Consider the following 21,039-nt stretch of genomic DNA (forward strand, 5'->3'; position numbering starts at 1 on the left):
GAATCCAATCGCGGATTCTCTATTTTCTTACTTATAAATCAGATATCTTAATCCGCTTTTCAAATAAGCCTGATGGTGATTGATAGATTAATTTAGCATCGGGAGATAAGGTTATACCAGCAGTCAATTCAGTCTTACCAAAGTCCTTAATGCCTAAGAAGCTGGAGCTAACCGAATTATCATGTAATCCCTGCAAAATTTGATGAATGACGTTTAGCTTGTCTTCAACCGATATATTAATAAATTTATCCCTCACATCATGAAGTTTTTTTCTAAAGCCTCTAGTATCAAATAATGTTAAATATTGATCAACTTTAGACACAATTTCATCAAACGTTGCAATTAATAGCTGATTTTCGTCATCATTAGTCATAAAGTTTTTTGTAATAACCCGCATGGCTTTATTAGACAAAGTCAGTTGCTTTGCATTATACATATAAACAGAAGATCCTACCATGAACTTTTTATCGCCATCTACAACAACTTGTTTATAAGGAACTTTACCCTTAACAATCGAAAAATCTTTAACGCCTCGTTTACTTAAAATCGAATTCGCTAATTCTCGCTTCAAAAGAGCGTCATGTTCTGCTGTATTACGAGCCTGTTTTAACTTTTCTAAAGTCCGCATTGGAACCCCAACCACTTTATAAGTTGATTCTTTAGCTTTATCAATTTTGACAATAGCCATATAAGCTTTTGTATTATTTGAATAACCGCCATAAATTTTAGGATCCATTCCTTGAGCTTTTGAAATTAAACTCCGCGATTTAGCTGTATCACGCTCCAGCCTTGGGTAAAGCGTCATCTTGAACATTTCTTGATCTTGAACGTAAGTTTCCCGCGAAATCAGCATATGTTTAAAACTATAAGCTCGCCGTAAGGGATCAAAAATATCAGGATGCTTTTGAAAAAGTATTTCACCTGTATCTTTGCGACACAGCTGCTCTGGTGCTGGCTGATTAGGTTTGTCTTTTTGCAATAACAAGTAAATAAAGTTAAAACTACTCAACTCTTTAATACTTTGGCGTTCTTGTTCCGGATCAGAATTAATTTTTTTAAACTTGTTATAAACGAACAGTGGGCGAAGTTTCGGATACATTTGATACAAATAATTACCACAAACTGCAGTTAAATAAGCATCAATTGCATGATGGTAATCATTAGCTGAACGACTCTTGTATAGATTGAGGCGTTTTCTTAACTCATGATTATAGCTAGCCTTAACGGTAATAACTTCAGTATTAGGATATTTCGTCTGTAAAATGATGGTAACTAACTTAATCACTTGGTTAGTTTCGACTAATTGTCGATTCACGAAGCCAGAACGTTGATATTTATTTAAGTTATCTGGATCTAATAATAGATTATTCAATTTAAATTTACTAATCATACCGGCTTTTTGCCACTGCTTCCACATAGCTACAACACTCATCTGCAAATCAGGAACAAAATTTGAACCAAAAAGCTTCAATGGAACATTATCCGATTTAGCATTGTTATTTGCTGAAGCTGTCAAAACTCGATTATTTAAAGAATCATCTTTAATAAATGACTGAGGCAAGATATGATCAATCTGATAACCCGTAGTAATTTCATCAATATTAATTCGTTGACCAGTGTAAGCATCCCGGCCACCTTGCATAAAGTACAGATAATATTTATCTTTCACTAGTTGCTTATTAGAAGTGGCTTGCTTTAAACTCTCGGCTAAGCCTGGTTCCACCAATTGACCGGCAGTCTTTTGATAAGCTTCCTGTAATTGTTTGCCCCGTTGCTTAGACAACTGCGGATTCTTCTCTGGCTCACGAGTAAATTCAATTGCAAATTGCTTAGGCGTCTTGCCACCAGCGGCTTTCACAATATCGGCTACTACTTTCATAACTTGGCGAATTGCTTTCTTATTGGCAGGCGAAGTATAAGCATCTGCTAACACATCTTCAATGGCATCAGTTTGATTATCCTGGATCAAATTAGCATTAGCTTGTTCCGTTGCAACTTTGAAATCAGGTTGCTTAACAATCTGCATGAAGTTTTGTTGGCTATCCCACAGTTGCTCCATGATATTTTGCCCATTTTGATCATGAAGACCGACTAATAACTTCCGTGACAAGCGTCCCCAGCCCTGATAACGTAAACTAGATAAAGCTTTAACTTGTTCATCTGTTAACCAGGCAATTTCTGATTGTTGAGCTTGTTTTAACTTAGCTTGATAAATTTCACGATCTTCAAAAATTGTTGCCCATTCAATAATTTTTTCCAAGTCCAATTGATAATTCTGATCATCTAGCTTATCACCTAAAACACCTAGCTTATTAAGCTGGTAGTAAGTCGCTAAACTGGAATTAAATTTGGTTGGGTCTGCCACACCTTCAATTTTAACAGTTGGTAAGTGATAATTCTGCTGTAAATAATCAGACAATCTCTTCTTAGAAATTGTTTTATGTTGCTTAAATAAATGATTATAAATATCTTGTTTAATATAAGGTTTTAACCGTTGGCCATTAACTCTAATATTATTTAATTCGTTTAACACCGTGAACTTTTGATACAACAAACTATTGGCGGGTAAAACATCCTCACCTAGTAAATAAGTGTCTTTAGTGGTCATACGCTTAATAAATTGATTAGCGGTAGCCATGCGATCCACTTTTTGATCAAAGTTCCACGGTGTAATGGCTTCATTCGGATTAGGATCTTGGCTATTACGAATCATCCACGCAAAATTTGCTCCTGAACTTTTTTGTTGTTCTTGATTGGTAATCATTGGTCCTACATAATAGGGCACGTGAAAACGCACTAGTTCGTCTAATTTATAAGGAGCTTGGTTCAAATGCTCAGTTACGGGATTAGGTTCCTTTAAAAATGAGTAATATTTGCTTTGATTTTGAATAATCCGATCCAGTTCAATCTGATGTAATTGATACGGAATGACTCCATTAGCATTAGTGCGTTGCTTAGGCATAAAAGTATCTAAATCTATTTCCGTCGAGATTTGTTTAGATTCGTCAGAATCGTCCAAGTTAGCTTTAACATTTTTATAAAATTCGTCTTTGCTTAATTCCTTAGTTGTGTTAAATTCTTTTTTGGCTTCTAATAACTTGCCGTGTCGATTATTTACATATAAGTCATAAGCTAAACTTAATTTTTTAGCCTTTTGGGAATCCGAATGATTAGCGATTACCTTTTTTAACAAACTAAGGTCTTTTTTATGATCTTCATACTTTCTAACCATTGTTTCCGATAAAGTCTTGCCTTCATCGACTAAAGTACTTAAAGTTACGGCCCCAAATAATTGCTTAATCTCTGTAATAATAGCCTGTTGTTGGTCGTCCAACTGATCAACAATAGCTGCCAATTTATCATCAGCATCTGTATCAATTAATTTAAATTCCCATTCCTTTTTTGCATCCGTATCTATCTCTTGACCTAAAATCACTTCAAAAGAAGCTTTATAACCCAAAATAGCATTTACAATTTGCTTAGCAATTGCTTTATTGGTTTTAATAGTTTCCTTAGTGTCATCTGGGTTATTAGTTATCAACAGTGCGGTGATTTCTTTTAACTTATCTGCTTTAAATTTTTTTGAATCTCGTAGTACATCTTCAATGGCTGCAGCATTCTCAACGGCTAATTGTAATGGATGTTCTACATTAATTGCTGCAAAAATATTATTCAAATGTTCTAAAGTTGATTGCACATCAATTTTGGAAGCATTAAAGCTCTGCACGGATGTGTTTTGTAAGAAATTTCCCCGATATTTTACAATATGATGAATTACTAAATAAACCAGACGCAAATCAAATTTGCGATCTTGAGTCATTAGAGCTTGCCGTAAATGATAAATTGTTGGATATTCGTGATAAAATGCATGATCTTCCTTAGGCGTTGGGAAAATAATCGCCTGGGCACTTTTTCTAGAATCTAAGGGTGACAACCCTGATTCTTTCAGTCGTGCAAAAAAATATGGATCCACTTGCGTCATTTCAGTAGCAAACAATTCTTCTAACAATCCTAAGCGCCATTTGCGCCGTTTCAACCGGCGGCGCGTCGTACGAAAACTACGACGATCTGCCGCAGAGATTCCTTCTTCAAACAGTCTTGCACCAATGGCTGTCTTACCCTGTAAATGTAATAATTGGTTTTTAGAATCTGTTACGGCATAACCACAGGAATTAGTTCCGATATCTAAGCCTATTATGTAGTCTTGTTTAACTTTGGTCATTAATCTATCTCCCTTTATATCTAGAATTAAATGAAAATACTTCAACATTTTATATTATAGTATTTTAATGTAAAGAAAGACAATTAATTTTGAATGAATTAATTTCTAAAGTTTTTACTTGTCTGTAACCATCTGATAATGACTTAGGTGAAGTACTGAATTTACTCTTACTTAAAATTTTAGTTGCAGATTGAATAAAATTATTTTTCGACAATCTAGTTAAAATTAATTCATTAGCTCTCTTTTCATCCACAAAGCATAGCTTCCTTTTTATTACATAAATTAATTTTTAGTTTTCAAATTAAAGTTTAAGGTTACATGAATAAGACTGTCCAGGAGAAATTTTAGTTTTTTAATTATTCCAATTGATTGAAATCACAAAAAAAGATGCCGAAAGTTTTATCATCGACATCTTCAAATTCAAAATTTATTTTTATTACTTATGGCCGCAATCGATTGATCATCCGTGGAAACGGAATAGCCTCACGCAAATGATCTAAATGACAAATCCACGTAATAGCCCGTTCTAAGCCCATGCCAAAACCAGAATGCGGCACAGAACCGTACTTGCGTAAATCTAGATACCAATCATAATCATCCAGATTCATGCCTTCTTTTTCCATCTCAGCTTTCATTTTGTCATAATCAACTGCCCGTTCAGAACCACCAATAATTTCGCCATAACCTTCCGGTGCTAATAAATCGGCACAAACGTAAACATCATCACGATCTTGCGCTTCTTTCATATAAAATGGCTTAATAGTTTTGGGATAGTTTAAAACAAAGACTGGTTGTTCAAATTGGTCAGAAATATAAGTTTCTTCAGGCGAACCAAAATCGTCGCCCCACTTAATATCAAAACCACCCTTTTGACACATTTCTACCGCTTCGTCGTAAGAAATCCGCGGATAAGGTAATTTGGTATAGCGTTCCAAGATCTTCGGATCACGATCCAATAATTTTAATTCATACTGACAATGGTCTAAGACCGCTTGAACCAAATAACTAACATAGCGTTCTTGTACCTGTAAACTTTCTTCTTGATGCATGAAAGCCATCTCCGGCTCAATCATCCAAAATTCGGTTAAATGCCGCCGCGTTTTGGATTTTTCTGCCCGAAAAGTTGGTCCAAAAGAAAAGACCTTGCCATAAGCCATGGCCCCAGCTTCCATATATAATTGACCACTTTGTGAAAGATAAGCCGGATTATCAAAATAATCCGTTTCAAATAATTCCGTCGTTCCTTCGGGTGCCGTTCCCGTCAAAATCGGCGGATCCATTTTAATGAAGCCTTCCTGCTTGAAGAAGCGGTAAGTGGCATCAATAATTTCATTACGAATTTGCATAATAGCAAAGGGCCGCCGTGAGCGTAACCACAAATGGCGATGATCCAACAAAAATTCAATGCCATGTTCTTTCGGCGTAATGGGAAAATCTTCACTTTCACCAATAACTTCTAAATTAGAAACTTCAATTTCATAACCAAAATGTGAACGATCATCTTGATGAATAACTCCAGTAACATAAAAACTGGTTTCTTGACGTAACTTTTTAGCAACATCAAATAATTCTTCACCAACATCATTCTTCACCACAACACCTTGAAAGAAGGCTGTACCGTCACGCAATTGCAAAAAAGCAATCTTACCTGATGAACGCTTATCAGTTAACCAGACACCAATCTTCACTTCTTCATTAACATGATCCTTGGCATCAATAATTCGAATTGTTTCCACTACTTAGCCTCCAGTAATCTTTTGTTCATTACTTATAATTAATGATTAAAATTTATTCGTCTAGTAAAAATTATAGCAGATCTTGACCAGATTGGTTAGGTGCATTGTTCATTTTACAGCTGGGGGGAAATTTTCCATTTTCTTTACAGTGCTCCCAAGATCAGCAGTTTGAACCAACATCGCTTTTCTAAAATAAGCTACAAATTATTAATTACTTGTAAAATTTTCGTATTTTTAAAATTGATCAAATAATAGCCTAACGTATGATTCTTATTCCGATAGGTTACTTCCCACACCAGCCGCTTTTTATCATAACCCAGGGCCACCTTATTAATTTTTTGGGGATGTTGATGCTCCTGAACCGTTTGTTGGACTTGCTGTACCAAATGAGGACTACCAGCAATGCTTTTAACAGCACCCGTTTGACCATTAATCAAAACATAAAAATATTGCTGCTGGCGATTTTTACCACCGACAGTAAAATATTGCTTTTGGCGGTCAAATTCGGAGTAAAAATTAACTTGTTCAATTCCGACCTGGGTTTGCGCTACTTTAATGGCTTGCTTTTTAGCAGAACTATGTGGCAGCACCATTAAGTATAAACTACCAATTAAGATAGCAATTACTACAATAATTCCGCCCCAAATTAACGAACTTTTCCATTGTCGTTTCATTTTTTCACCACACTTAGTTGTTGACTGATTTGTGCAACAGTTAAATCTGTCCGTAATAGCGGTAAATCTAACTCTTGATAAATTAGTTTACCATAATGTGCCGTCTGCAAGCGTTGATCTAGAAAAATTAACGTACCTTGATCTTTGGGACCGCGAATTAAACGTCCTACTTGTTGCTTCAAGCGACGCACAGCCGTCGGCAGACTTTCCACTCGAAAGGCATTTTGACCTTGACGTTGCCAATATTGATTTTTAGCTTTCACAAACGGATCATCCGGTGCTTCAAATGGCAATTGCGTAATAATCACTAATTTTAAATGTTGCGGAGCTAAATTTAAGCCCGTACCAAAACTAGTTGTCGCTAATAAAATCGCTGTGGGGTTCAAAGCAAAGCGTTTCTGTAACCGCCGGTTAGAACCCGAAATTGATTGTGCCAAAACCTCGCGTTCATCAGTTAACCCGCTTATTTGCACAGCTTGATAAACTGCTTGCAAAGTCCGTAGGGAATTAAATAAAATTAACGTCTGCGTAGTCTGTGAACGTAGCAATTCTACCAATTGCTGACCTAAAGTTGCAGCAAAATCAGTCTTGGCAGGGGCGCTAGCATCACTTGGCAGATAAACCTTTAAACGCGTTGCTACGGGAAAATCAGCTTGTAAACTTAACTTATTTTTTTGAGCAATGGGCGCTGTATAACCTAATTGCTGCAAAAAGTTTTGAAAACTATGTTGATATTTTAAACCTGCTCCTAACAAAATGACCGTAGCAAACCGGTCCTTTAATGCGTCCATCACTGCTCGTTGATTAAAAACTTGCGTCGCTAATGTTAAACTATCCCAATTATGATAATCAGCCATCGTGATAATGACCCCGCCTGTCTGCTGCTGAGTCAACTGCTGGATGATTGATTCTAATTGTTGTAGCTGCTGTTGCAATAATAAATACTCATTAGTAATTTGTTGTAACAAACGGTCAACAACTAGTAAAGAATTACGTTTCGTTGCTTGATATAATTTGAGCAACGGCAAAACGACCGCTAATAAAGCTTGAAGAGCTTGTGAACATTGCTGCAAATAAGTGATTGTCGTCGCCTGAATTTCCGTCTGTGAAATTCCTAGTTGCACAGACCCACTTCTCTGCTGCAAAGTTAGCTTTTGTTTGACATAATTAGTCATTAAATCTGCACTTAAGCGGTGCAAACTAGCTGTTAATTCGCCAAACTTTTGTTCAAACTCGGCCAAATTCGTATAGCGCCACGATTGCCAGCGATTTTGCTGAAAAAATTGCCGCAGTAGAACCCGGTTTTGGTACAATAAATCACTCAGATGTTTCAGTGCTGTTTGCGTCGTTGCCAAATTGAATTGGGCTTGCGGTTGTAAAGTTTGTTGTAATAAATTAGCTGCCTCATCAATAATCACGCTCTGAGCAGTTTGCCAAACATCTAAATCCAAATGCCGTAATAAATAATTTTGGTTGGTCACAATTAAAGAACTTTGTCGGGCTGTTTGTAATTGGCGGTGCCAAAAATCATATTCCATAAATAAACCACTAGTGCGGTGACCCGAACTGCGTAATAAACGAAAAATTTCCGTTTGATCATTTGTAATATTTAATTCTTGTAAATTACCACTGGTCGTTTGGGTCAACCACACCAAAATTTTCAGCAATAATAATTTAGTTTGCCGACCTTTTGTCGTTTGGGTTAATAACCGATAAAAATTATCTAAATCTAAATAATCCTGTGCACTAGATAACTGCGCCACTTCATAATGACGCTGCCGTAATTGTTCAATTTGCGGCCAGTCCTTCGTTAAAATTTGTTGTTGCAACAACTTTGTTGAAGTGGCAACGACTATTTTTTGACCTTGATCTAACTGATAACTAACTGGCAATAAATAACCCAAAGTTTTACCTAACCCCGTCGGGGCATCTATTAGTGCCAAAGGCGCTTCTTGCGTCAATTTACGTTGAACAAAGTTCATCAATTTAGCTTGTTGCGGACGCCATTGTAATTGCTCTTTAAACAATGCTAATTTCTGTTTTTTAGTCACCGGAAAAGTAGCGGGCGGCAAGAAACTTGCACTCGTGCTCAACGGTTTTTGTAAAACAATCTGGTGGCTCACCACTAAATTGTTCGGTAGGCTTGGCTTCTCATTCAATAACGGCTGAGCCACTTGCGTAATAAAGTCCCCAGTCTGTCGTAAAAAATTTGGTGCTGCTTTGACCAACCATCTTAAAGTGGGCGCTGGTAATTTTAACAAGCGCTCGCGTAACTTTAAAAATAACATGGCTGTTGCTAAGGCGTCACTGTCAGCTTGATGCGGTGCTAAATGATCAATCTCTAAATAACGTGTCAAATCAACTAATTTAAAACTAGGCGCCTGCGGTAACAACACTTGCGCCAATTCCACCGTATCAATCGCCGCACAATTAAGTTGAGGTAAATTGGCCGCAGTTAATTCAGACTGTAAAAAGGGCAAGTCAAAATTAACATTGTGCGCCACAAAAGTGGCATCCTTTAATAATTCAAAAATGGACTGGGCATGTTCGTGAAAAACCGCTTGCTGGTGCAGTTGCTCGTTAGTTATTCCGGTTAAATTACTAATTCGTTTAGTTATTGGTTGCTCTGGATTAATTAAAAAAGTAATCTGATCTTGGATTTGCCAATTTTCAATCACAACCGCTGCAAACTGAATAATTCGATCATTATCTTGACGACTAGTTCCCGTGGTTTCTAAATCGACCACAACATACTTTTTATTCTTCATACAGTCTAGTTTACCTTAATTATTTGATTAACGGACAATAAACAAAGGAATTTATCTACTACCGGTAAGTGCAAAATTTGTTGGGCTGCTTGTTGATACAAATTGAGCTGCCCCGAATATTTCTGTACAATTTGTTGGACTGAGTGTTCCCCTGTAGCTTGCCGTAAATTAACGTGATCAGTTTTATAATCAAATAACACTACTTGTTGGGCTTGATTAACAAATAAACCATCAATGATTCCGTGGACTAGAATTTGATCATCACCTAGTTGTTGTTGGGGAAAAATTTGTTGGGCCGGCAAAACCATCGAAAAAGTCCATTCTCGGTGTAAGGTTTTTTGATTTTCAATAATCTGCTGTCCTAAAGTAGAAGCATAGAAGTTTTCTAAGCTGACAAAATCAATCTGTTGCACCACATTGGCACTCAACACCTTTTGTGCCACTAACTGTTGGGCTAAAGCCTGAAAATCTTGCTGCGTGGGGGTCTGCGTTAAAGTGATTTTTTGCAATAACAAATGCGTAGCACTCCCCACATCAACTGGTGTCACCTGGGATTTATCCTGACTTAAAAACCTCGGCCGCTTAAAATCATTTAAGACATAACGTTGACCGGAAGTTGACTGGGCTTGTAAATCTAAAGTGGGTAAGGTTTGATCATCGGGATTCGCAAATAAATGCTTGATTTCGGAGACGGATTGATAAGCAGTCGTGGTGGTAGCAATTTGTTGAGGATATTGAAAGCCTAAAATTTGCCGCGCAGTTTTCAGAAAAAGATTATCCATTACTGGTACACTAGTCGCAGTTGTTTGATCATTTGGGGGTGTTAGTAGCGGCTTTTTCTTTTCTAACGGAACTGCCATAAAGCGAGCCACAAACTGAAAATTACTATTCTTTTTAGGTTCAATCACTATGGTTTCAGCTTGCTGTTTCAACGTGCCGGCTAAGGCCAAAATGGGCTGGATCATCTCTTGAAACGAATGAAAATTGGTCCGCAAACCAATATCTAAAACGGTTGTTTCGCCAGTTAGTCCTAGGTGCCATTTCTCAAACGCCACTTCCGGATCATCTTTAACTGACCCCACCAAAATCAACTTTTGTTGAGCTCGGGTTAACGCTACATAAAGCAAACGAATTTCTTCTGACAAAACCTTATTTTTTTGATTAGCTTTTAAAGCGGTCATCGGCAGGGTTTCATAAAAGATACGGTTTTTTGTATCTAAATACTTAATTCCCATGCCCTGCTGGGCATCTAATAAATACCCTTTTCTAACATCCATCAAATTAAAACTATGATCCAGATTTAAAACAAAGACAAGCGGAAATTCCAAGCCTTTACTACCATGAATCGTTAAGGCCTGCACTTCATCTTGTTGTCCATGGTGTTCAACTGGTTGACTCAAATCTTGATCGTTATCTTCAATGTGTTCAATAAAATGAATAAACTGAAACAGTCCCTTAAATCCTTGCTGCTCAAATTCATCAGCTCGTTGGTACAAAGCGTGCAAATTGCTGACCCGTTGGGAACCGTTAGGCATCCCTTGCACATAAGACAAATATCCCGTCTTTAAATAAACCTGCCAAATTAAGGCGGCCAAACTAATTTTCGGTGCTAATCTGCGAAAACTGGTTAATTGCTCCATAAAAGTCGTCACTTTTTGCGTTAAGCGCTGCGCAAAAGCATTTTTTTGGTTATACTCTCGATCTTTTAAATAATGTTCTACTCGTTGATAGTAATTATCGCCACGTTGATTAATCCGTAAATACGCTAATTCATTTTCATCTAAACCAACAATGGCCGAACGCAAGACTGCTACTAAAGCAATATCTTGTTGAGGGTTATCAATAATTTTTAACATCGACAACATGACTTGCACTTCGGTTGCCTGAAAATAATTAGCAGCATCATGAACGACAATCGGAATTTGTGCTTGATTAAATTGTTCAATTAAATCATTATTCAAACTTTTTACCCGCGTCAAGATAGCAATATCACTATAACGGAGGGGACGTAATTTTTGCGTTTGCCGATCATAAACTTGAAAATTAGCCGCTTTTAACTCTTGAATGCGTTGAATAATCAATTGAATTTGTGCTTGTTCATTCGTCAAATGGCTCGCAGTCAAGGAAGATTGCTGTAAGAACAACACCTCGCTAGTAGCATCACACTTGGCGGGAAACTGACTACCAGCTTGCAACTGCGCCGTTTGGTCATAGTCGACCTCCCCTAAGGTTTGATCCATAATATGACGGAAGATTTCATTGACTGTGGCTAAAACATTGGGATGTGAGCGAAAATTAGTCGTTAAATTAATCAATTGACCAACAGTTGGGTCTTGTTGCATGGCTTGAAATTTATGCGTGAATAAAAATGGTGCTGCCTGCCGAAAACCATAGATTGACTGTTTAACATCGCCCACCATAAATAAATTACCGGGATTTGACTGTTTGATTTGTTGAATAATTGCTTCTTGTAATGGATTAGTATCCTGATACTCATCTACTAAAATTTCGTGAAATAAAGTTTGATAATATTCTCGGGCAACTTGTTGTCCTTGATAATCCACCTGCAAGATTTTTAAACAATAATGTTCCAAATCATTAAAGTCTAGGCTATGTTGACGCTGCTTTTGTTTTTGAAAAGCCGTTAAAAAGCACTCTTCAACTTCTACCACTTTATCAATTAAATGTTCACTAGCTTGTAAAATTTGGCACCATTGATTGTTATCTAAAACACAATACTTATATTGCCATTCCTGGATTAATTGACTCACGATTTTTTTCTTAGCTTTAAACGGCTCCACAATGCTACTATCACTTTTAGCTTTAGCCCGTCCCTTGATCGGTGTTAATGCTAAAACGCGTTGGCGCAACTGATCCCACTTTAATTGCTTGAGATCAGTTAATAACGCATTAACTTGCTGTAACAACGTCTCAACACTGGTTTGATAACCATTTAGCTCCGTAAAATTAGTAGCTTGTTCGGCTAAATCACTGACTTGTACAATTAGATAATGCAATTGTTGTTCCAAAAAATCTAAAAAATATTTTTGATAAAAATTGGCGGCACTCACGTCACCAACTACTTGATAATCCGCGGCTAATTGGTGCAACCACTGCTGGGGATTTTCATTAGTTAACGCAAAGTCGGTTAATTTAAAAAATAAATTTTCCACTTCACTATCGTCATTACCCGTGGCAAAATTATTTTCTAATGCTAGAAAGTCACTATCGGCGGCTTGGTAATACGCACTGCGAACGTGCTGCCAAGCCCGTTCTTGGAGCAAAAAGCGTTCATTAGAGTCACTTAACAAACGAAAAACTGGATCTAAGTCGATTAAATAATAAAATTTACGAATTACTTGTAAACAAAAGGCATGCAAAGTGCTGATAGAAGCGCCCGGAATTTTAGCTAATTGGGCGCGTAAGTGCTGCACTAATTGTGGCTTGGTAGCTTGTTGAGCCGCCAGCTGAACTTGTTGTAATAAGCGCTGCTTCATTTCTTGAGCCGCTGCTTCAGTAAAAGTGACAATTAATAAGTGCTCAATCTGTTCACCCTGTTGCAATTGCCGAACAATACGTTCCACTAAGATTTTAGTTTTGCCGGCCCCAGCAGACGCTGAAACCAAAATATCACTGCCCGTAGCCATTAGTGCTTGGCGTTGATCTGCAGTCGGACTAAATTCTGTCATTACTTTTGCTCCTTTTCGTGCTGCAACAACTCAAAGAATTTTTTCTTATTCAATTTGGTTAAATTTCGATATTGATTTTCCGGTAACATGGCATCAAATTGCATAATTGGCAAATAATCACTATATTGCAAAGTGGTTTGTTGCCGGTTTAAACGTAAAGGACTGATGGCGTCAACACCTTGAAAAATTTGGTGAGCTGCTTGCTTAATCAACTTTTGATTAAAATCAACCATCTGTTGAAATTGGGTCGGACTCACCACTTTACTAGCTAAAACCCGATGTTTTTTTCCAATTTGAAAAACTTGTGACGCTGTCTCATCAATTGATGGATCTAACGCTAAGGCACTCTTGCCATCGTCAATAATCAAACCTTTATACTGATACTGTTTAAACCACAAATTAGCCGCTTGACTCAAATCGCCTTTCAAATCTTCAACATTGACTGCGGGATTTTGTAAATGAAAATAAAAACCACCAACCGGTAACATTGCGCCATTAAATAATGACGAATCATTTAATAAACTGGTTAAATAAGTCATCATCTGCAAGTCTAAACCGGCGTAAAACTTTTTAAAATCAAAATCTCGAGCGCTGGATTTATAATCGACCACAAAATAATAGTTCGGGGCACTTTGCAATTGATCAATCCGATCAATCCGCCCCCGCACAATAATTTGGTGCTCATCCGCTAATTCTAGGCGCAAGGGTTGCAAATCATGCTGCGCCCCAACTTGCCCAAAAGTTACCTCGGTTTTCCACGGGGTAAATTGTGCGTCCTGAGCTTGTTGCCGTAAAACTTCCAGCGATTGTTGAACCGTCATCACCATCCGTTGCTGGATGAATTGTTCATTGTGCGAAAAGATTTGGTAAGCTGGCTGTGCCAAGACTTGTTCAATAACTTGTTGGGCAATTGCCTGTAACTGTTTTGCTTGCAATTCACTCCACGCAATATCTTTCATTTGTAATTGCTTCACCGTTAAGTCCATCACTTCATGAAAAAACGTTCCTTGATTAGCTGGCGTAATTTTAAATTCTGGACGCGGCTTTAATCCTAGACCATATTTCAAAAAATATTCGTAAGGATTCTGATAAAACGTTTCAAGTTGAGAAATGGAGACTGTCAATTCTTGACCGTACAATTGTTGACTAATTTGGGCTGTTAACGGAACAGCAATATTTTGATAAGATAAGCCGGACCAAATTTTAGACAAGTACTGCTGAGCGGCACCATCAGATTGAAAAAGCAAGTCCTTAATGGCCTGCCAAGCTGGGGCGACAGGAATTTGTTGGGTTTTACTATGACGATAAACAGCCAATAAATGATCCGCTGTCAAAACGGGACTACCTAATAATTGTAAAACCGCAGTCGGTGAAGTGGGTTCCACAAAGTCCACCACTTGTTCAGTAATCTGAAAGTGCTGCTTTAAGATTCGCACATAGGGTGATAATTGGACGGCAGCTTCATTTTTAGTTTGCGCATAAGTAAAAATTAATCTTTGGCTGCTACTTAAAAAGGCCAGATCATGTAAATATGGTTCAAAACTATTTAACTGTTCTTTAGTGAGTGGCAGTGTTTCATCACTAGTCAGTAAAGGTTGTAAGGCCGCTAAATCATCATCACTAAACAAACTCACCGCTTCATTAACTTGTGGCATATCCTGGTCATTAGCACCTAAAATAATGGTAATTTTTCGTTGTGCGACTTGCTGTGCTCCTAAACCCGAGATTTGGACAGCATCTAACGCCGCCGGAATAGTTAAATACTGAGCTTCATCAAAACCATTATCCAAAACAATTAAAAACTCCGTAGCCGCAAATTTCTGAGTACCAAATAAGTCGACAAATTCGTCTAAAATCTGTACGAAAGTATTCACTACTTGCTCTGGCTGTTGACTCAACGCTAAATTTCCTTGATCAATGGCAGCTGTTTCCCATTGTTTGAGGTTAGCAAAGACTTGTAAATCAACTAGTAATTGATATAACTGGCTGCAAGCTTGTTGGACAGTGATTTCTTGTTGCACTAGTTGTTGTACTTGGTGATAAATATGGGCCACCAAATGCTTAATCGTATTAATTTGTTTAAATTGATGCTGAATTTCTGTTGTCGGATGCTGCCCTAAAGCCGCAAAGTCTTTAGCCGCAAGCCAATCCCTAGCTTGTAAGCCATGCGCTAAACAGTAATTATCCGTGAGGTCAACTGCTTGGCGATACTGTTCTAAGGTCAAATCTTGCGGTACTACTAATTCTGTCCGCAATAAGCGCATAATATCAGCGTATTGCAGATTATTTTGCACTAAAGCAAATAAACTATCAATCACATCTTTAAATGCATGATCACGCATCGAATGTGGTAAATCCACAAAATAACTCAAGCCTTGATTTTGAAAATACGGATCAATTATTTGTTGATAATCCGTTAAATTCCGTGCTAAAACCAAAAAGTCACGGTAGCGGTAACCTTGAGTCGCCACCAACTGTCGAATATAAGTAGTCACTGCTAATAACTCTTGTTGCTGCGTGCTAGCTTGCCAAATCTGTACTGAACTATCATCCTGCAATTGTTCCGGTTGTGGATGCGTTAATTGAGTATTTTGGGCGATCCAAAAGTCTTCCACGCAAGCTAAATCCGCCGTTACTCGTCGAGCTTGAGCCACTTGTGTTGTATAAGCAACGCCACTTTGGCGACAAGTCTGCGTCAACCATTGAAAGACTTGTTGGGGTCGTTGAAAAAAAGGCGTTGTTTGTTGGTCATTAACCGGATGATCTAAGGTCAGGCTTATTTCGACAGTCGCAGCATGAGTCAAAATAGCCTGTAAAACTAATAATTCCTCTGCCGAAAATTGTGTAAAATCACTAATAAAATAATGTAACTGCTGTTGTTGGGGATCAGCCCGTAAAAACTGGGTTAACAATGTTAATAACTGGTGCTCATCATTATAATTTGTCGTGATCTTTTGCCAGTATTGTTCGTAAATTAAACTTAAATCTAATAGCTTTAAATGCAAATCACCAGTTTGTGAGATATCTTGTGCCATGATCTGTAAGCGTTGCGGCGTAATATGATTTTTGATTAAATTATCTAGTTGTTGTTGTAAATTTTGAATAAAACCAATGTGTTTAACCTCACCGCCGTATAAATGTAATTGTTCAGCTTGTTGTTGCACAATATCAGCTAATAACATCACTTTCGTTGTCTGGGTTAACTGTGGACTTTGATAAATGGGATCGTTGCGTAAAAAATACCACGCCAAGCGAGAAAAAGAAAAAACTTGTAGCCGATTGGTTGCAATAATCTGTTGGGGAGCGGATTTTAATTGCGTTAAAATCTGCACTTCCCGTTCAAACTTCACATGATCTGGCACTAACCAAATAAAATTATCTTGCGGATACTGTTTTAGTTGCTGCTTTAAGTCTTTTAACATTAAAGCGTGCTTGTCTTTTTGCATCGTACCCAAAACTAATTTTAATGACATGAAAACCTCCTGGATAAACTTTTAACGATGAAAAGGTGCGTTTTAAGTCTAAATTGTGTAAAATAAAAGACTATGAGAAAGGTGATTTTATGACGAATTGTGGTCAAGCCCACGGTAAAATAATTTTAATCGGTGAACACGCGGTGGTCTACGGCCAACCAGCCATCACTATTCCGCTCTTGGATATTCCCACCACGGTAACGGTTCAACCCACAACAACTGAAACAACTATTGCTTCTCAATATTATCACGGTTCATTAACCAATGTTTTACCAGAATTACAAGGAATTGCGACCTTAATTAAATTATTAATGCGCGATTTACCCATTACCCAGCACCTGCAAATAACCATTGCTAGTCAGTTGCCCATTGAACGTGGAATGGGCTCCTCCGCCGCCACTGGAGCGGCCATTACTAAGGCACTCTTTAATTATACACATACGCCTTTAGAACAGGCTACATTACTTCATTATACTAATTTTTCTGAGAAAATTATCCATGGTACTCCGAGTGGTGTCGATGCCGTCACCGTCAACTCCAAGCAACCGATCTATTTTATTAAAGATCAATTAATTCAGCCGTTTACCATGAATCTCTGTGCCTACTTAGTTATTATTGACTCTGGAATTACCGGGAACACGGGCCAAGCGGTGCATGACTTACGCGTGTTGAAACAGCAACAACCACAATTGGTCAATCAAAGATTAGCTACATTAGGACAATTGACTAAGCAAGCACAAACCTGTTTACAGCAACAACAAGTCACGCAACTCGGCCACATTTTTACACAAGCCCAAACGATTTTACATGACTTAAAAATCAGTTTGCCTTTTCTCGATCAATTAATTCAAGTTGCTAATCAAGCAGGCGCGCTCGGCACTAAAATCACTGGCGGTGGTCGTGGCGGTTGTTTGATTGCCCTAGCTTCAGATCAAACTAGTGCTCAAACTATCAGCCAGGCTGTCATGAATGCCGGTGCTCACCAAACTTGGATTCAATCACTTCAACAAAGATAGGAATTAATCAATGTCCACAACTACCACAGCTCATACCAATATCGCCCTCATCAAGTATTGGGGCAAAAAAGACCAGCAATTACGCTTACCATATACTGATAGTTTATCGTTAACTTTAGATGGCTATTATACGACGACGACAACTGAATTTATTGATGGTCCTCAAGATCAAATTTGGCTCAATCAAGAAATTGCGCCGGCCAAATTTTTCCAACGCACGCATCAATTCTTAGATTATGTTCGACATTTAAATCACTCCCACCGCGCCATTTGTGTGCAAACTGATAATCATGTGCCCACTGCTGCTGGCTTAGCCTCCTCAGCTTCGGGTTTTGCTGCTTTGGCTGGTTCTCTTAATCACTTATTTCAAATGAATTTAGATAAAACCGCGCTCTCACGCTTAGCCCGTATGGGCTCGGGTTCTGCTACGCGGTCAATCTTCGGGGGCTTTGTCCAATGGCATCATGGCACAGACGATCAAAGTTCTTTTTCTGAACCTATCCAACCACCTAACCAAATTCCTATTCGCATCGTGAGCGTGGTTTTTAATCAACAACCTAAAAAAATTTCCTCAACTCAAGGCATGCAACACGCGGTGCAAACCTCACCTTTTTACAAAGCTTGGCCCCAAATTGTCCAAACAGATCTGAATGCTATGCTTAATGCCATTGCCAACCAAGATTTGGAACAAATTGGCCTGATCTCGCAAAATAATGCTTTAGCAATGCATGCTTTAAATTGGACGGCTCGTCCTGGTTTTTCTTATTTTTCGGCAGATACCATAAGCCTCATCAATTTTTTGGCAAAATTAAGACAGCAAGGTTGCTTGGCCTATGCCACCATTGATGCCGGTCCGAATGTCAAAGTCATTACTTCTAATAATGATGTGGTAACGGTACAACAACAAATTCAAACCAATTTTCCGCAAGCCACTACGACAATTCTCAAACCGGGACCGGGAATTCAATAAAATTATGCTATAATATTTTTTTGGTGTTTTACAACACAGACAGATAGTACAAACAATGAAAGGGTTTGATGAATTGATAACTGTGAAAGCTCCAGGTAAATTATATATTGCGGGGGAGTATGCCGTAGTAGAGCCTGGGTATCCAGCAATTGTGGTGTCTTTGGATCAATTCGTGACGGTCTCCATTAATCGTGCGCACGATCATGGTACAATTAATTCGAAACAATATGAAGAAATGCCCGTCATTTGGCAAAGAGAAGGCAATCAATTAGTTATTGATAATCGTGATAATCCATTTGAATACATTTTATCCTCCATCAAATATACAGAGTTATATGCGTTGGAACAAAATCATTCATTAGAATTATTTGATGTCAATGTGAATAGTCAGTTAGATGCTGACGATGGAAAAAAGTACGGTTTGGGCTCTTCAGCAGCGGTAACTGTAGCAACAGTCAGCGCTTTAGCACAATTTTACCAACTAAACTTATCTAAAGAAGAAATTTTTAAATTAGCAGCTATTTCTCATTTTATGGTTCAAAATAATGGTTCTTTCGGCGACATTGCCGCCAGTGTCTATGGTGGTTGGATTGCTTATCAATCACCGGATCGTCAATGGCTCACCCAGCAACTAAAAACCAACTCCTTAGTTCAAGTCATTCAACAGCCATGGCCGCAACTCAAAATTGAATCATTAACTTGTCCGCCCAATCTCAAATTATTAATCGGTTGGAGTGGTAGTCCTGCTTCAACGCCGGTATTAGTCGATAAAATTGCCGCCGCTCGGGCACACCAAAAGCAAAATTACCAAAAGTTTTTAACTGCTTCCAAGCAGTGTTTAAAAACCATGATTCAAGGTTTTAAAGAAAACAACGCGCAACTGATTTTACAGCAGTTAACAATTAATCGCCGCATTCTACAAAAATTAGCCGACTTTAGTGGTGTGATTATTGAAACAGCTCGCTTAGATAAGCTTTGTGAATTAGCACAACAATTTCATGCAGCTGCTAAAAGTTCGGGCGCCGGTGGTGGTGATTGTGGTATTGCCATGATTCAAGACGATCAACAAACTAAGCAACTGTTAAAAGCTTGGCAGGAAAACGGTATTCAGCCGTTGAACTTTAATGTCTATACCCCTTTTAATTAATCTGGGAGGTCTTTATGCCCAAACAACCTTATGATCTACAACGTAAGAATGAACACATTTTTTTATCCGAAAAATTTTATCAGTCTGCCAATGCTGACTTTCAACAATTCCGGGTCGTTGCCCCAATCATCCCAGATATAACCAGCCAACAAATTGATTCTACTTTTACTTGGCCTTCTACTAAAAAAGTGACAGCAGCACCATTGTATATTAATGCAATGACGGGTGGCGCTCCGCAAGTAACCCAATTAAATCGGCAATTGGCGCAAGTCGCGAACCAATTAAATTTGGCCATGGCTGTCGGTTCGATGAGTAATTATTTACGCTATCCTGATAATGCCGCTGTCCGCCAATCGTACCAAATTGTTCGGCAAACCAATCCCGAAGGTGTCATTTTGGCTAACGTTTCCGCTGCTACTACTTGTCAGGATGCCCAAAAGTGCATTGACTTAATTCAAGCTGATTATTTACAGGTTCACGTTAATGCCGCTCAAGAAGTGGTCATGCCTGAAGGCCAAACTAATTTTTGTTGGAGTCAAAACTTAAAAGACCTTATCACACAAGTGAGTGTGCCTGTTATTATTAAAGAGGTCGGTTGTGGCATGAGTGTGTCTGGCATTCAGCAGTTGCAGCAATTGGGCGTGCAAAACATTGATATTGGTGGTCGTGGAGGCACTAATTTTGTCCAAATTGAAAATGAACGTAATCATCAGACTGATTATCAGTTCTTACAAAATTGGGGGCTGACCACTTTAGAATCTTTATTAGCGATCAATCAAGCTAAATTAACAGATTTGAATTTCTGGGCTTCCGGTGGTGTTCGTAATCCCTTAGATGCTGTCAAATGTTTAATTTTGGGTGCAAAAGCTGTGGGCATAGCAGCCCCCGTTTTGCATAGTTTAAAGCATTCAGGCTTAGAACAGACCATCCATGCTGGACAAGAATTCATTCAACAATTACAACAAATCATGCTATTGTTAGGGTGTCAGAACATCACAGAATTAACCCAGGTGCACTATGTTTTAAGTTCCGAATTAGTCAACTTCTTACAACAAATTTAATACAGAAGATTAACCTCCAAGTCCAAAGTTAAATACCAACTTTGGAAGTTTCATAACAAAAAACGCAGGACAATCAAAAAATTCAAGATTGTCTTGCGTTTTTGTTATGAGCCGAAATTTTGCCCCAGTTTCTTTTATATCTATAAAAAAAACTAAGTTGGCAGCTTTCAGGCTAGTCCGCAGTTAAACCTAAAAACATTATGATAAAAACCTCAGTTAAGGTTCAAGCCCTTCTAACTTCTCTCAAATATCCGATTTGTGATTGATTTTAGACTGTAATTCA

General features: G+C 38.1%; 10 protein-coding genes. 4 read left to right on the plus strand and 6 right to left on the minus strand.

Annotated features, from left to right (window positions below; genetic code table 11):
- Positions 1–31 precede the first annotated feature (31 nt).
- The 6 genes from cas9 to AC3B6D_RS09405 form a co-directional block, all read right to left on the minus strand.
- Positions 32–4,222 (minus strand): type II CRISPR RNA-guided endonuclease Cas9, encoded by a 4,191-nt coding sequence (gene cas9 / locus AC3B6D_RS09380; RefSeq protein WP_489775556.1) that lies wholly within the window; start codon positions 4,220–4,222, stop codon positions 32–34.
- A 440-nt stretch (positions 4,223–4,662) separates the two neighbouring features.
- On the minus strand, positions 4,663–5,958 hold the full coding sequence (gene asnS, locus AC3B6D_RS09385; protein ID WP_489757654.1) for an asparagine--tRNA ligase: 1,296 nt from the start codon (positions 5,956–5,958) through the stop codon (positions 4,663–4,665).
- Between the two features lie 197 nt (positions 5,959–6,155).
- Positions 6,156–6,632 (minus strand): cell wall elongation regulator TseB-like domain-containing protein, encoded by a 477-nt coding sequence (locus AC3B6D_RS09390; RefSeq protein WP_489757653.1) that lies wholly within the window; start codon positions 6,630–6,632, stop codon positions 6,156–6,158.
- Positions 6,629–9,400 carry a helicase C-terminal domain-containing protein gene (locus tag AC3B6D_RS09395; protein ID WP_489775557.1) on the minus strand — a complete coding sequence of 924 codons (2,772 nt, stop codon included), beginning with the start codon at positions 9,398–9,400 and terminating at the stop codon, positions 6,629–6,631. Before AC3B6D_RS09395 ends, AC3B6D_RS09390 begins: the two co-directional genes overlap by 4 nt.
- Positions 9,401–9,405: 5 nt before the next feature.
- Positions 9,406–13,089 carry a helicase-exonuclease AddAB subunit AddA gene (gene addA, locus AC3B6D_RS09400; protein WP_489775558.1) on the minus strand — a complete coding sequence of 1,228 codons (3,684 nt, stop codon included), beginning with the start codon at positions 13,087–13,089 and terminating at the stop codon, positions 9,406–9,408.
- Positions 13,089–16,562: a PD-(D/E)XK nuclease family protein gene (locus tag AC3B6D_RS09405; protein WP_489775559.1), complete on the minus strand. Its 3,474-nt coding sequence runs from the start codon at positions 16,560–16,562 to the stop codon at positions 13,089–13,091. Before AC3B6D_RS09405 ends, addA begins: the two co-directional genes overlap by 1 nt.
- A gap of 89 nt (positions 16,563–16,651) precedes the next feature.
- Here AC3B6D_RS09405 and mvk point away from each other — a divergent pair, with 89 nt between their 5' ends.
- The 4 genes from mvk to fni all read left to right on the plus strand — a co-directional run bounded on the left by mvk (position 16,652) and on the right by fni (position 20,756).
- Positions 16,652–17,578 (plus strand): mevalonate kinase, encoded by a 927-nt coding sequence (gene mvk, locus AC3B6D_RS09410; RefSeq protein WP_489774989.1) that lies wholly within the window; start codon positions 16,652–16,654, stop codon positions 17,576–17,578.
- A gap of 10 nt (positions 17,579–17,588) precedes the next feature.
- Positions 17,589–18,548 (plus strand): diphosphomevalonate decarboxylase, encoded by a 960-nt coding sequence (gene mvaD / locus AC3B6D_RS09415; RefSeq protein ID WP_489774988.1) that lies wholly within the window; start codon positions 17,589–17,591, stop codon positions 18,546–18,548.
- A gap of 73 nt (positions 18,549–18,621) precedes the next feature.
- On the plus strand, positions 18,622–19,695 hold the full coding sequence (locus tag AC3B6D_RS09420) for a phosphomevalonate kinase (protein ID WP_489775000.1): 1,074 nt from the start codon (positions 18,622–18,624) through the stop codon (positions 19,693–19,695).
- 14 nt (positions 19,696–19,709) lie between these two features.
- Positions 19,710–20,756, plus strand: a complete 1,047-nt coding sequence (fni, locus tag AC3B6D_RS09425; protein WP_489774987.1) for a type 2 isopentenyl-diphosphate Delta-isomerase — start codon at positions 19,710–19,712, stop codon at positions 20,754–20,756.
- Positions 20,757–21,039 lie beyond the last annotated feature (283 nt).

It is taken from the genome of Bombilactobacillus sp. ESL1097, from assembly GCF_058107205.1.

What these genes read in the sequence shown, in the direction of transcription:
- cas9 (WP_489775556.1), bottom strand. Translation starts at nt 4,222, where the DNA reads ATGACCAAAGTTAAACAAGACTACATAATAGGCTTAGATATCGGAACT.
- AC3B6D_RS09390 (WP_489757653.1), bottom strand. Translation starts at nt 6,632, where the DNA reads ATGAAACGACAATGGAAAAGTTCGTTAATTTGGGGCGGAATTATTGTA.
- AC3B6D_RS09395 (WP_489775557.1), bottom strand. Translation starts at nt 9,400, where the DNA reads ATGAAGAATAAAAAGTATGTTGTGGTCGATTTAGAAACCACGGGAACT.
- addA (WP_489775558.1), bottom strand. Translation starts at nt 13,089, where the DNA reads ATGACAGAATTTAGTCCGACTGCAGATCAACGCCAAGCACTAATGGCT.
- AC3B6D_RS09405 (WP_489775559.1), bottom strand. Translation starts at nt 16,562, where the DNA reads ATGTCATTAAAATTAGTTTTGGGTACGATGCAAAAAGACAAGCACGCT.
- mvk (WP_489774989.1), top strand. Translation starts at nt 16,652, where the DNA reads ATGACGAATTGTGGTCAAGCCCACGGTAAAATAATTTTAATCGGTGAA.
- mvaD (WP_489774988.1), top strand. Translation starts at nt 17,589, where the DNA reads ATGTCCACAACTACCACAGCTCATACCAATATCGCCCTCATCAAGTAT.
- fni (WP_489774987.1), top strand. Translation starts at nt 19,710, where the DNA reads ATGCCCAAACAACCTTATGATCTACAACGTAAGAATGAACACATTTTT.